The following is a 13,058-nucleotide window of genomic DNA, read 5'->3' on the forward strand; positions in this document are numbered from 1 at the left end:
ATTGGAGTTTCTTTTCGGACAACTGGCGGGCTTTGGCGCCGCCTTCGCCGCCCTTGTCAGTGACCCCTGGACCTATGCCTACCTGGTGACCTCCGTCTTTCTGGGCATCGCCTTCGGCGCCCTGCCGGGGCTGACCGCGACACTGGCGGTGACGATCCTGACCGGCTTTTTCGGCGACAAGATCCCGCTGGACTATTCCCTGATCGCACTGTTGGGCGCCTATGTTGGCGCGATCTATGGCGGGTCCTACCCGTCGATCCTGCTGAACATCCCGGGCACCGCGGCCAGTGCCGCCACCGCCATGGACGGCTATCCGCTGGCCCGCGAAGGCCGAGGCGCCGAGGCGCTGGGGCTGACCACCACGGCCAGTTTCCTGGGCACACTCGTGGGCACGCTGGCGCTGCTGATCTTCGTCTGGGTGCTGCTGCTGATTTCCAAGAACATCGCCAGTCCGGAAAAGGCACTGCTGGCGCTGTTCGGCATCCTGCTGTCCGGCACCCTGATGAGCGAGGACCTCGCCATCAAGGGGTGGATCGCCGGGCTGATCGGTCTTGCGCTGGCGATGGTGGGCATGGACCCGATCCTGAGCGAGGCGCGCTACACCTTCGGCTGGGCCTACCTCCTGTCGGGCATCGCCGTCGTGCCTGTGCTGATGGGCGCCTTTGCAATCCCCCAGATCATCGAGGGGATGCGCCACATGGACACCGGCGAGGTTGCCACGCTGACCGGGCGCATCCTGCCCAACATGACCGCGGTCCGCCGCTACCTGCCGACGATCGGGCGTTCCGGCGTCATCGGCACCGGCGTCGGCGCCCTGCCCGGCGTGGGCGAGGACGTGGCCGGCTGGGTCAGTTATGGCGTGGGCAAGACCGTCTCTGCCGATGGCGACAAGTTCGGCAAGGGCAGCCTCGAAGGGCTGCTGTCCTCGGAAACCGCCAACAACGCCTGCATTGGCGGCGCGCTGATCCCGCTGCTGGTGCTGGGCATCCCCGGCTCACCCCCTGCCGCCGCGCTGATGGGCGCGTTCAAGATCAACAACGTGATCCCCGGCCCCACCATCGACCCGGACATCATCCTGCGTGTCGTGGCAATCATGGTACTGGCCAGTTTCACCATGTTCGTCATGGGGCTGTTCACCGCCCGCGTCTTCATCAGGATCCTGCGCATTCCGCAGACGCTGTTCCTGCCGCTGGTCATGATCCTGACCACCATCGGATCCTTCAGCGTCGGCGGCGGGTTGAACGATCTCTACCTGATGCTGGGCGTGGGTCTGGTGGCCTATTTGATGAACCTGATGCGCTATCCGATCGCGCCGCTGGTCATCGGCGTGATCCTGGGCGGCATGTTCGACGAGACCTTCCGCCGGTCGCTGTTGCTGTCGGACGGGGATCTCTCGGTCTTTGTCTCGCGGCCCGGATCGGCCATTCTGCTGACACTCATCCTTGCCCTGATCCTCGGCCAGTTGCCGGTGGCGAAACGGGCCATGACTCGCCTGAAAGGACGCAACGCCTGATGTATGCCGTGACCGTGACATTCACCTTGCACCCCGGCACGCGGGCAGAATTCCTGCCGCTGATGACAGAGAATGCCCGCCTGTCGCTGGCCAATGAGCCCGGCTGCCTACAATTCGATGTCTGCTGCAACGATGCGGCCGATGAGGTCTTTCTGTATGAGGTCTACGACAGCGCCGAGGCCTTTGACGTGCATCTGCAAAGTCCGCATTTCAAGTCCTTCGATGCCGCCGTTGCCGACATGATCGCCGCCAAGACGGTGCGGACCTACACACAGGTGATCCGATGAGTGGCTGGGAAATACACGCCGTCAAATACGCCGAGCGCAACGCGCGAACGCGGGCCGACAGCTTTCTGTTCGACGACAATCACGATGCGCCGCACGCGATGGATTACTACATCTGGGTGCTGCGCCGCGGGGCAGAGGTGATCGTGGTCGACACTGGCTATGACAGCAAAGAAGGCGCTTCGCGTGGCCGCCCGATCTTGCTGGACCCGCGCGAGGCGCTGAAACCGCTGGGCATCGCGGCAGAGGACGTCACCCGGATCATCGTCACGCATCTGCATTATGATCACGCGGGCGGGTTGCACCTGTTTCCCAACGCGACCCTTCACATGCAGGCGGCAGAGATGCAGTACGCTACCGGCCCCTGCATGTGTCACGGCACCCTGCGCGCGCCCTTTACCGCGCCGCATATCTGCGAGGCAGTCACGCGGCTCTATTCCGGCAAGGTCATCTTTCACGACGGCGACGCCGAGATCGCCGAGGGCGTGACCGTGCATTGCATCGGCGGCCATTCACGCGGCCTGCAATGCGTGCGGGTCCGGACAGAGGCAGGCTGGATGGTGCTGGCCTCGGACGCCGCGCATTACTATGAAAACGTCTTTGCGCGGAAACCCTTTCCCATCGTTGTTGACCTTCAGAACATGCTGGACGGCTTTGACCGGCTGGAGGCTCTTGCCTCGCATCCGCGCCTGATCGTGCCGGGCCATGACCCGCGCGTGCGCCAGTTGTACCCGCAGGGCGTGGCGCCGCATGTGTTCCGGCTCGACCATGGGCCAAATGGCAACCCGCAAGAGGACGCAAACACATGAAGATCGGTGTCATAGCGGATGATTTTACCGGCGCGTCCGACATCGCGCTGACCCTCGCCGAAGGCGGCCTGCGCACCACGCAATACAACGGCGTGCCCAAGGGCCGGGCCGACGACCTGCCGGAGGCGGCGGTGATCTCGCTGAAATCCCGGACTGCCCCGGTACAAGAGGCGGTGGACCAATCCCTGGCCGCCTGCGACTGGCTACGCGAACAGGATGCACAGCAGATCATCTTCAAGGTCTGCTCGACCTTCGACAGCACGGACAAGGGCAATATCGGCCCGGTACTGGATGCGCTGGCCGACAGGCTGGGGGCACGTGGGGTCATCGTCTGCCCCGCCTTCCCGGAAAACGGGCGCAGCGTCTACCAAGGACATCTGTTCGTCACCGATACGTTGCTCAGCGAAAGCAGCATGAAGGACCACCCGCTGACACCGATGCGCGACCCCGATCTGCGCCGGGTACTGGCCGCGCAGTCGCGTCATCCCGTGGGCCATGTGCCGATCTCGGCCGTGCTGGCCGGGGCCGAGGCGGTGCGCGTTGCCCTGCCCGATCACGGTCACGCCATCGTGGACGCGATCCGCGACGCAGACCTGCTGACCATCGGTGCCGCCGCGCGTGGCCTGCCGCTGCTTTGCGGCGGCTCGGGCATCGCGCTGGGTCTGCCGGCCAATTTCGGCGCCCAGCCCGCGACCCCGGCCTGGCCCGGCGCCACCGGGCCGGGTGTCGTCCTGTCCGGTTCTTGCAGCCAGGCAACCCGTGCGCAGGTCGCCACCTACGCCGAACAGGCCCCAAGCCGAGAGATCAGCGCCGAGGACGTGCTGGAGGGTCGGACCGACGCCGAAACCCTCTGCGACTGGGCGCTGGCGCAACGGAGCGCGCCGATGATCTATTCCTCGGCGGACCCGGAAACCGTGGCCGAGGTGCAGGAACGACTGGGCCGCGAGCGGGCCGCCAGCGCGCTGGAAGGGCTCTTTGCCGACCTTGCGGCACAGCTGCGGGCGCGCGGCGTGTCGCGGATCGTCGTGGCGGGCGGCGAAACCTCGGGCGCGGTGGTGCAGGGCCTTGGCGCGGACGCGCTGGACATCGGCCCGCGCCTTGCGGCCGGCGTCCCGGCCCTGCGCATGTCCGGCAGCGGTCTGGCCCTGGCTCTAAAATCGGGCAATTTCGGCCCGCCGAATTTCTTTGCAGAGGCCCTTGCCCGCATGGAGCAGGCCAATGACTGAACAGGCCCGGATACGCGAACAGATCTGCCTGTTTGCAAAAAGCATGTTCGACCGGGGCCTGACCTGCGGCTCCTCGGGCAATATCTCTGTCCGGCTGGAGGATGGCTCGGTCCTTGTCACGCCCACCGGCGTTTCGATGGGCATCCTCGACCCGGCCCGGATCAGCCACCTCGACCCGCAGATGCGGCTGCTGTCGGGCGATGCCCCCACCAAGGAAACGCCCCTGCATGCCGCGTTTTACGAAACGCGGGCAGGCACTGGTGCGGTAGTGCACCTGCATTCCACACATTCTGTCGCCTTGTCGATGCTGCCAGAGACAGACCCAGACGACGTGCTGCCGCCGCTGACCCCCTATTCGATCATGAAACTGGGCAAGGTAAAGCTGTTGCCCGTGTTCCTGCCCGGTGATCCCGCCATGGGGGACGCGGTGCGCGGCTTGGCGGGCCAACGCTCGGCGGTTTTGTTGGCCAATCACGGGCCGGTCGTGGCCGGCAAGGACCTGGGCGCCGCTGTCTACGCGATGGAGGAACTGGAAGAGACCGCCAAGCTGGCGCTGCTGACACGGGGCCTGTCCCCCCGGATGCTGCCGCCCGAAATGATCGGGAGGCTGCGGGACAAGGGATAGGCCGGTCAGCCCTGGCCGAGCAGCCTCAACAGGATGCGCGCGTCGTGATCCTGCCCTCCGAAGAACACCGCCAGCACGCGCAGGATCCGCCGATCGTCATCGACATCAAAGTAATAGACCGCGCGCCCCTTGGTGACGTTGCGGATCCCGTCGCCCAGATGCGGTCTCAAGGTGCCCTGATGGGGTACGCGGCCAAGCCCCGCCATGTCGGCCTCGATTTGGTTCAGGCGTTCTTCGGCTCGCGCGAATGCGGTTGCCGTGTCATCGCCAAAGGCCTCGGCGGCGGCGACGAGGAAATCGAATATCAGGTCGAGATCGACAGCAACATCCGCCGCGCGCAGGACCTTATAGGCCACGGTCCGCCCGCTTGCGCGCGATCATCTCGGCCGTGCCTTGCCGCCCCTCGTCCAACGACACGAAGGGCCCAGCACGGCGCCGATCCAACACTTCGCGCAGCGCATCGGTGGTCCGGGATTGCTCTCGCAACAACTCCAGCCCCTGCTGAAGAACCGCGCTCAGGCTGGAATAGCGCCCCTGCGCCACCAGTTCGCGGGCATAGGCCTCTTGGGATTCGGTCAGGGAAATCGATGCTTTCACGCTCATGTCGGCTCCACCGGGATGCTACCCAGTAGTATCTGGCCTGCCCACCCGCCTTGTCAACGCGCGTCCCGCAAAGGTGATCGTCAGATCACCAGCGATTGCAGGGCCCGGTCCCGCGCGCTGGCCAGGTGCTGCTCCAGCGCCTCTGCCGCCCCGGCTGCGTCCCCCTCGGCCAGCCGGTCCAGGATCGTCATGTGCTCATCCAGCGCCGGGCCGGTTTCCAAAAGGCTCTGTGGCAGGTTCAGCCGCGCCAGCAGCATGATCGTCTCGTTGCGGCGGTGCACCTCGGAGATCAGGTCGTTGCCAAGCGCGGCGACGATTTCGCGGTGCAGCGAATGGTCGGTCTCGATACGCCGCACTGTGTGATCCGGCCCGGTCACCCGCTGCCGCTGCTCCTCGATCAGGGCGAGTGTCTCTTCCTGAAAGCGGGCGATCTCTGCCGGGTCGACCTTGCGCGCGAAGGCGTGGATGGCCTTCAGCTCGATCATCATCCGCAACTCGTAGGATTCGGCCACCTCCTTGTGCGTGACCTCGTGGAATTCGACCCCGCGCTTGGGGATCAGCCGCACGATGTTTTCCGCCTCCAGCCATTTCAGCGCCTCGCGAATCGACGAGAGGCTGCATCCCGTGGTCCGGGCGATCTCGCGCTGGCTGATCAGCCGCCCGGTGCGCAGCTGCCGCGTCATCAGGGCAGAGATGATCTGCTCATAGGCCTCCTGACGCAGGCTGCCGCCGCTTTCCTCTTCGGTCGAAACCTCTGCCCGGTCAGGGCTGTCGGGCGTCATCTGTTCGGTCATCTGGTGTTCCCGCTGTGGCAGCGCGCAGGGTCGCGTGCGTGAAATTCTTGTCCGACCATATTGACGGAAAGCGGCGAATATGAAAAGTCTCAATTCAGCGCTTATCTGAGCGCTCAGTTGAAACGTTAGAAAAATCAAGCTCGGAAGACCGCCCATGATCCGCCCCGCAACCTCGCAGAACGGCCCCCTTTTCAAGGGCTTTGGCGGTGCCGGTCGTCGGCTGGGCAGTCGCAATCACCTGTTGGTGCTGAACGCCACCGGCCTGACCGAACAGATCGCCCGCCGCATCGCCGCCGCCCTGCCTGGCGCGGTCTTTGCCTCATATCCCTATGGCATGGGCGTCGTCGGCGCCGATGCCGATGCCGCCCGCCGCGCCCTGGCCGGGCTGGCCACACATCCCAACGCCGGCGCCGTTCTGGTGATCAGCGCGGACCGGTCGCGGCTGGAAGAGATCACCGCCCGGCTGGACGAGACACCCACCCCCTACGAGGCCTATGCCTTTGACGATGTGGCACATGACGCCCTCCGCCTGACCGCTCTGGGCATCGAGGCGGGCGCGCGGTTGCGCCACGCCGCCTCCCGACGGGAACGCCACTATGCCGCGATGAGCGATCTCGTCGTGGCGCTGCAATGCGGCCTGTCCGACCCGACCTCCGGCATAGCCGCCAACCCGCTGATCGGCCATGTCGCCGACCGTGTCATCGACTCCGGCGGGACAGTCATCATGGGCGAGACGCTGGAATGGCTGGGAGTCGAGGATCAACTGGCCGCCCGGGCCCGCACCCCCGACATCGCCAACCGGATCGAACAGGCCGTCACGCGGCGCGAGGCGCTGGCCGTGGCCAACGGCATCGACCTGGCCGGGATCAACCCCAACCGCCGCAACATCGAGGAAGGCCTGACCACGATCGAGGAAAAGGCCTCTGGCTCTGCCGCGAAATCGGGCCGCCATCCGGTCGAGGGCGTGCTGGACTACGCGCAGGCCCCCACCCATCCCGGCCTGTGGCTGATGGACGGGGCCAGCTATACGCCCGAATCCCTGACCGGGCTGATCGCGGCGGGCGCGCAGGTGGCGCTGTTCTCTACCGGCAGCGGCAACAGCTATGCCAGCGCGCTTTGCCCCACGATCAAGATCTCGGCCAATGCCGGGACGGTCGCCGCCCTGCCCGCCCAGATCGATTTCGACGCCTCGGCCCTGATGGACGGCGGCGATGCCGACACCCTTGCCGATGCCCTGCTGTCCGAGCTGATCGCAACCGTCAACGGCGCGCTCACCTGGGCAGAGGTCACGGGCGAAGGAAACGAAGTCATCAGCCGATACGGAGAGGCCCTATGACCAATGCGCTGTGCCTGCGCGAGGGCGACGACGTGGCCAATGTCCTGGCCCCGGTTAGCGCGGGCGATGCCCTGCGCGTGCTGCCCGACAGCACGCCCCTGACCGCCACTGGCGACCTGCCGCAATACCACAAGATCGCCCTGCGCCCCCTGCCCAAGGGACACCGGGTCCGGCGCGGCGGCATCGTCATCGGCATCACCACCGAAGACATCAACACAGGCGCGCATGTGCATGTGCACAACCTGCGCTCGCTGCGCGCCCGACCCGCCCGGACAGAGAAGGAAACCGCCTGATGCCACCGTTGCCCATTCTGGAAAAAGGCCGCGCCTTTCGCCGCAAACTGCAAACCGGCCAAAAGGTCAGCGGCGCCTGGTCCACGCTCGGTTCGCCCGAAGTCACCTGCCTGATGGCGCGCGCCGGGCTGGATTACATCCTGATCGACCTCGAACACGGGCGCGGCGGGATCGAGGGTCTGGCTGCGCAGGTACAGGCGCTGGCCGGTTTCGACACCGCCGTCATGGTCCGCCTGCCCGATCACGACGCGGGCAGCATAAAGCGCATTCTCGACATCGGCGCCAACTGCCTGCTGGTGCCGCAGGTGGACCATGCCGATCAGGCGAGCAGCATCCTCGACGCCGCGCTGTTTCCGACAGAAGGACGGCGCGGGGTGGCCGTGGGCGCCATCGCCGCCGCCGACTGGGGCTATGAACCGGCCGCCTATTACGAACAGGCCAACGATGCATTGACCATGCTGGTGCAGGTGGAATCGCCCGAGTCGGTGTCCAACCTGCCGCAGATCCTGTCCCTGCCCCGGCTGGACGGCGTCTTTGTCGGGCCGAATGACCTCAGCGCCTCGATGGGCCTTTTTCGCCAGTTCGAAACCCCGGAGTTCCGCCAGGTCTTTGACCAGGTGCAAGCACAGACATTGGGCGCGGGCAAGGTCTTTGGCGCGCTGCCCATTCCGCTCCCCGGTCTGGACGTGGCGGGGCTGTTCGCCTCGGGCGCGCAGGTCGTGCCCGCCGGATCGGACCAGACCATGCTGCGCGCCGGGGCCACGGCGATCGTCACCGACATGGCCCGCCAGCAGACGCAAGCCGACAAGGAAACCGCCTGATGACCCTCGACACTACCGTGACAGAGACCTGTCCGCCCACCCTGCCCGCGCCCGGCGACTGGTCCGCCGCCGACAGCTTTGAAACCGTCGATCCCGCCGACCGCAAGCGGCCCGTCGCGCGCTATGCGCTGGCCACCCCGGCGGATGCCGCGCGCATCCTGGACACCGCGCGACAGGGCTTTGCCGACTGGTCCGCCCTGCCGGTCAACCGCCGCTGCGACCTGCTCGAGACCTGGTTCCAGAGGATCGAGGCAGAGGCGGACGCGCTGGCCGGGGAGATGACCGACGAACAAGGCAAGCCGCTGGGTGAATCCAAGGCCGAAATCGGCAAATCCCTGCGCGAGGCCCACCAGATGCTGGGCTTTGCCCGGCAGCACGGCGGCCAGACCCTGCCGGGACGCGCACCCGGTTGGACCAACACCATCCTGCGCCGTCCGCGCGGCGTGGTTCTGGCGATCACGCCTTGGAACTTCCCCGTGCTGACCCCACTGCGCAAGTTGGTGCCCGCGTTGGCCACCGGCAATGCCGTTGTGCTGAAACCGTCCGAATACACGCCCGCCGCCGCCATGCGCCTGGTGCGCGCGGCAGAGGGCATCCTGCCCGAAGGCACGCTGACACTGGTGAATGGCGCGGGCGAGATCGCCGCCGCGCTGACCGCCGCGTCTGAAATCGACGCCATCTCCTTTACCGGCTCTGTCGCCACGGGCCGCAAGATCGGCGCGGTGGCGGGCGGCAACCTCGTGCCCGTCTCGCTGGAACTGGGTGGCAAGAACGCCGCCATCGTCGATGACGTGGCCGATCTGGATGCCGCGTTGGACGCGATCACCGGCGCCGCGATGCAATGCGCGGGCCAGCGCTGCACGGCGATCAGCCGCGTGATCCTGCATGACACCATTTATGACGCCGCCTGCAAGGGGCTGGTCCAACGCCTGAACGCCCTGCAACCGGGACCGGGCCGGGCAGAGGGCACGACCCTTGGCCCGATCACCACGCAGCCGCAGCTGGACCGGATCATCCACCTTGTGCGCGCCGCCGAACTGGACGGCGCTGAGGTGCTGACCGGCGGGCAACGGCTAAAGCCTGAGACCGCGCCGGACGGGATGTTCTTTGCGCCCACTCTGCTGGCTACGGACGACCCGCGGAACCCCGCCAACCGGGACGAGATATTCGGCCCCGTCCTGACCGTCTGCCGCTACCACACCGACGATGAGGCGCTGCGCCTGGCCAATGCCACCGCCTACGGGTTGACCAGCGCGATCTTCACCGACCGCCTCGATTTCGCCAACCGCGCCCTGCGCGAGCTGCAGACCGGCATGATCCACGTCAACCACGGCACCGCGCCCGACGACAACATGCCCTTTGTCGGCATCCGCGACAGCGGGCTGGGCACCGGGTCCGTCGGCCCCTCCACCCTTGATTTCTACACGACCGAACACGCCGCCTACACCGCCGGCTGAAGGAGCAGACATGAAGTTCACGAATATCGAGATCCGCGCCTGCCGCCATGAGCCGGAACAGGCCTACAAGCTGAAAGACGGCAAGCCGATCGACTTTGAATTCCTCGCCATGCGGTTCGACACGGACGAGGGGCTGAGCGTGGAAACCTTCGGCTTTGCCGGACGCAGCGCGCTGGCGATGGGGGCGGTGTCGGCGGAACTGCTGCGACCGTTCTTCCTGGGGCGTGACCCGGATTACCGCGAACAGCACTGGCACGATTACCGCCGCTTCAACCGGGCGTGGAACTTTACCCCCGGCTATGCCTATGCGCCCTATGACATTGCCTGCCACCTTGTGCAGGCCACCGCCGCCGGCCTGCCGCTCTACAAACACCTCGGCGCGGTGCGCGACAGCGTGCCGATCTACGGCTCGTCCCTGACCCTGCCCACGGCAGAGGCCTATGCCGAAGAGGCCAAGGACCTGCAGGCGCGCGGCTGGGCCGCCTACAAACTGCACCCCCCCGCCGATCTGGACATCGCGTTCGAGGCGCACCGCGCCTGCCGCGAGGCCGTCGGCCCGGATTTCCGCCTGATGAGTGACCCGGTCAACAACTTCAACTTCCAGCAGAACATCCACTTTGGCCGGATGCTGGAAGAGCTGAACTACTACTGGCTCGAAGAGCCGATGTTCGACGAATGCCACGGCTCTCTGCGCTCGCTACGCGACACTCTGAAAATCCCGATCGTCGGCGGCGAAACGGCGGAAAACCACCCCGCCGGCGTGGCCGAGCTGGTGGCCTCGCGGGCCATCGACATCGTGCGCGGCGATGCGTCCTGGTCGGGCGGGATCACCGGGCTGATGAAAACCGCGCACCTCGCCGAAGCGCATGGCATGAACTGCGAGATCCACACCGCGATCTATCACCCGCTGGAGCTGGTGAACCTGCATTGCGCGGCCGCCATCCGCAACAACGAATTCTTCGAGGTGCTGGTCCCCGAACACCTCTTTGCCATCGGCCTGAAGGATCCCATCGACATCCGCGACGGCCAGGCCCACCTGCCGCAGGCGCCGGGCCTTGGCATTGGGTTGGACTGGGATTTCATCGACAACGCCACGTTGAAGGTGCTCTGACATGGCAGATACGGCCCTTCCCCGCACCACGGTCGACGAGGAACGCCAGCGCCGCTGGCGGCAGGCCTCGATCTACGCGCTCCTTGCGCTGGTGACCTTCGTCATGGTCTTCCCCGTGCTCTGGATGATCTCGGTTTCCCTGAAACCGACGACAGAGACCTTCTCGCTGCCGCCGCGCCTGATCCCCGAGGAATTCCACTGGGGCGGCTATGCCAAGGTGCTGACCGATCCGAAGTTCCGCACCTTCCTGATCAACAGCTACGTTGTCGGGCTGGCCGTCACCTTCCTGTCGCTGATCATCGGCACCCTGGCCGCCTTCGGCTTTTCCCGCTACCGGTTCTTCGGCGACCGGGTGGCCAAGCTGTTCGTCATCACCACCCAGATGGTGCCGACGATCACCCTGCTGATCCCCTATTTCGGCGTGATCGTCTTTCTGGGGCTCTATGACACGCTCTGGGGTCTGGTGCTGACCTACCTGACCTTTGCCCTGCCCTATTCCATCATCATGATGAACGGCTATCTCGACACGATCCCCAAGGATTTCGACGAGGCCGCCACCATCGACGGCTGTACGCCCCTAGGCGTGCTGGTCCGCGTGCTGCTCCCGGTGGCGCTGCCCGGCATCATCTCGACCGCGGTCTACACCTTCCTGCTGGCCTGGAACGAGTTCCTGTTCGCCCTCGCCCTCACCCGGTCGATGGACATGCGCACCGTGCCGGTGGGGATTTCCATGATGGTGGGCGAGTTCGGCCTCAAGTGGGACGAGATGATGGCCTTTTCGGTGATCGGATCCCTGCCCGTGCTGATCCTGTTCATGCTTGTCCAAAGGTTTGTCGTCAGCGGCCTCGCCGCCGGGGGCGTCAAGGGCTGACCCGCCCGCAACACGGGGCCGGAACAGGCCCCGGATTTCCGCAGAGGAGGAGAAAGACCATGAAACGACACCTGCCCAAATGGGCGCTGGCCGCCGCCACCTCGGTCGCCACGTTGCTGCCCGCCAGCCTGCCCGCCGCCGAGATCGAATGGCTGCAGTGGTTCGCCGCCGAGGATCCCACCGGGTTCTATGACCAGCTGGTCGAGGATTTCGAGGCACAGCACCCAGACATCACGGTCAAGCTGGTCACACAGCCCTTCGGCAAGGTCCGCGAAAGCATCGTGACCGACAATGCCATCGGCGTGGGCTCTGACGTGCTGGGCCTGAACATGCCCTGGACCACCGAATTCCTCGATATCGGCATCCTTGAGCCGCTGGACGACTACCTCGCCCGCGATGACAACAGCTTTGCCACCTCCGACCTGGTCGAGGCGCCGATCGGCAAGATCGACGGCAAGACCTGGATGGTGCCGCTGAATGCCTTCCCCTTTGTCATGCACGTCAACATGGACCTTGTGAAACGGGCCGGTTTCGACGCACCGCCCACCAACTGGGAAGAACTGAGCGAACAGGCCGCCGCGATCGCCGCGCTGGAGGACGGGATTTCCGGCCTCGGCCTGCCGTTCAGCTCTCAGCCGCCCTCGAACGGCCCGATCCTGACCTTCCTGCCACTGCTCTATTCCAACGGTGGGCGGATCATGGATGGCACCACGCCAAACTTCGACAATGCCAAGGTTGTCGAGACGATGGAATTCATCAAGACGCTGAACGAGGCGGGCGCCATTGCCCCCGGCGCGGCCTCGCGCACCGGCGGTGTCGACCTTGAGGAATTCATCGCAGGACGCACCGGCTTCCTGATCTCTCCCGGTGTGCATTCCAGTGCGATCACCGGGCGCAACCCGGACATGGACTACACGCTGGTCCGCGTGCCCACCAATGGCACCAATGCGTATCGCGTGCACGGCTGGGAAATCGGCATCTCCGCCGACAGCCGCAACAAGGAGGCCGCCTGGACATTCGTGAACTACCTGCTCTCGCCCGAGGTCAACGCCCGCGTGGCCAAGGCGTCGAACGCCCTGCCCGGCAACCTCGCCGCGCTGGATGCGGTGCGCGAGGGCGCGGATGACACGCTGATCAAGCAGATGGACATCCTGTCCGGCGACACCCCCGTCGAGGAAATGCGCCAGTCGCCCAAGGCCGTGGCCAGCTGGTCCCTGATGACAGAGGAACTGCAATCCCTGCTGCGCGGCGACCAGACCGCCGCCGAGGCCGCCGCCGCCGTCCAGGCGCGCTGGATGGACCAGATCAAGTAAGC

The 13,058-nt window shown here is 65.9% G+C and carries 15 protein-coding genes; 12 read left to right on the top strand and 3 right to left on the bottom strand.

The window, feature by feature from the left end:
- The first annotated feature begins 1 nt into the window (after window position 1).
- Genes RBB42_RS06090 through otnC form a run of 5 tightly spaced genes read left to right on the top strand, consistent with a single transcriptional unit; the run spans window position 2 to window position 4,457 of the window.
- Entirely contained in the window at window positions 2–1,513 is a 1,512-nt protein-coding gene (locus RBB42_RS06090; protein WP_305969016.1) for a tripartite tricarboxylate transporter permease, read from the top strand.
- Window positions 1,513–1,800 carry a putative quinol monooxygenase gene (locus RBB42_RS06095; protein ID WP_305969015.1) on the top strand — a complete coding sequence of 96 codons (288 nt, stop codon included), beginning with the start codon at window positions 1,513–1,515 and terminating at the stop codon, window positions 1,798–1,800. The genes RBB42_RS06090 and RBB42_RS06095 overlap by 1 nt, the downstream gene beginning before the upstream one ends.
- Window positions 1,797–2,606, top strand: a complete 810-nt coding sequence (locus RBB42_RS06100; protein WP_305969014.1) for an N-acyl homoserine lactonase family protein — start codon at window positions 1,797–1,799, stop codon at window positions 2,604–2,606. Before RBB42_RS06095 ends, RBB42_RS06100 begins: the two co-directional genes overlap by 4 nt.
- Complete coding sequence (gene otnK, locus RBB42_RS06105) at window positions 2,603–3,832, top strand: 3-oxo-tetronate kinase (protein ID WP_305969013.1); 1,230 nt, start codon at window positions 2,603–2,605, stop codon at window positions 3,830–3,832. The genes RBB42_RS06100 and otnK overlap by 4 nt, the downstream gene beginning before the upstream one ends.
- Window positions 3,825–4,457: a 3-oxo-tetronate 4-phosphate decarboxylase gene (gene otnC, locus RBB42_RS06110; RefSeq protein ID WP_305969012.1), complete on the top strand. Its 633-nt coding sequence runs from the start codon at window positions 3,825–3,827 to the stop codon at window positions 4,455–4,457. The genes otnK and otnC overlap by 8 nt, the downstream gene beginning before the upstream one ends.
- Before the next feature lie 5 nt (window positions 4,458–4,462).
- On the opposite strand, the gene RBB42_RS06115 is transcribed toward otnC, so the two are convergent.
- From RBB42_RS06115 to RBB42_RS06125, 3 genes are all read right to left on the bottom strand, one after another.
- Window positions 4,463–4,813, bottom strand: a complete 351-nt coding sequence (locus RBB42_RS06115; RefSeq protein WP_305969011.1) for a type II toxin-antitoxin system RelE/ParE family toxin — start codon at window positions 4,811–4,813, stop codon at window positions 4,463–4,465.
- Window positions 4,803–5,060, bottom strand: coding sequence for a ribbon-helix-helix domain-containing protein (locus tag RBB42_RS06120; protein WP_305969010.1), 258 nt, complete (start codon window positions 5,058–5,060; stop codon window positions 4,803–4,805). The genes RBB42_RS06115 and RBB42_RS06120 overlap by 11 nt, the downstream gene beginning before the upstream one ends.
- A gap of 80 nt (window positions 5,061–5,140) precedes the next feature.
- Entirely contained in the window at window positions 5,141–5,854 is a 714-nt protein-coding gene (locus RBB42_RS06125) for a GntR family transcriptional regulator (RefSeq protein ID WP_305969009.1), read from the bottom strand.
- A 154-nt stretch (window positions 5,855–6,008) separates the two neighbouring features.
- Between RBB42_RS06125 and RBB42_RS06130 the strand changes: the two genes are divergently transcribed.
- Genes RBB42_RS06130 through RBB42_RS06160 form a run of 7 tightly spaced genes read left to right on the top strand, consistent with a single transcriptional unit; the run spans window position 6,009 to window position 13,056 of the window.
- Window positions 6,009–7,190 (top strand): UxaA family hydrolase, encoded by a 1,182-nt coding sequence (locus RBB42_RS06130; RefSeq protein ID WP_305969008.1) that lies wholly within the window; start codon window positions 6,009–6,011, stop codon window positions 7,188–7,190.
- Complete coding sequence (locus tag RBB42_RS06135) at window positions 7,187–7,483, top strand: UxaA family hydrolase (RefSeq protein WP_305969007.1); 297 nt, start codon at window positions 7,187–7,189, stop codon at window positions 7,481–7,483. Before RBB42_RS06130 ends, RBB42_RS06135 begins: the two co-directional genes overlap by 4 nt.
- The gene (locus RBB42_RS06140; RefSeq protein ID WP_305969006.1) at window positions 7,483–8,304 is read left to right on the top strand and encodes an HpcH/HpaI aldolase family protein; all 822 of its coding nucleotides are present in this window, start codon (window positions 7,483–7,485) and stop codon (window positions 8,302–8,304) included. The genes RBB42_RS06135 and RBB42_RS06140 overlap by 1 nt, the downstream gene beginning before the upstream one ends.
- The gene (locus RBB42_RS06145; RefSeq protein ID WP_305969005.1) at window positions 8,304–9,761 is read left to right on the top strand and encodes an aldehyde dehydrogenase family protein; all 1,458 of its coding nucleotides are present in this window, start codon (window positions 8,304–8,306) and stop codon (window positions 9,759–9,761) included. The genes RBB42_RS06140 and RBB42_RS06145 overlap by 1 nt, the downstream gene beginning before the upstream one ends.
- Before the next feature lie 10 nt (window positions 9,762–9,771).
- Window positions 9,772–10,872, top strand: a complete 1,101-nt coding sequence (locus tag RBB42_RS06150) for an enolase C-terminal domain-like protein (RefSeq protein WP_305969004.1) — start codon at window positions 9,772–9,774, stop codon at window positions 10,870–10,872.
- Window position 10,873: 1 nt separating this feature from the next.
- Window positions 10,874–11,743, top strand: a complete 870-nt coding sequence (locus RBB42_RS06155; RefSeq protein ID WP_305969003.1) for a carbohydrate ABC transporter permease — start codon at window positions 10,874–10,876, stop codon at window positions 11,741–11,743.
- 59 nt (window positions 11,744–11,802) lie between these two features.
- Window positions 11,803–13,056 carry an ABC transporter substrate-binding protein gene (locus tag RBB42_RS06160; protein WP_305969002.1) on the top strand — a complete coding sequence of 418 codons (1,254 nt, stop codon included), beginning with the start codon at window positions 11,803–11,805 and terminating at the stop codon, window positions 13,054–13,056.
- Window positions 13,057–13,058: the final 2 nt, after the last annotated feature.

Origin of the sequence: Mameliella sp. MMSF_3455, assembly GCF_030733205.1 — a bacterium.
Lineage (GTDB): Bacteria > Pseudomonadota > Alphaproteobacteria > Rhodobacterales > Rhodobacteraceae > Antarctobacter.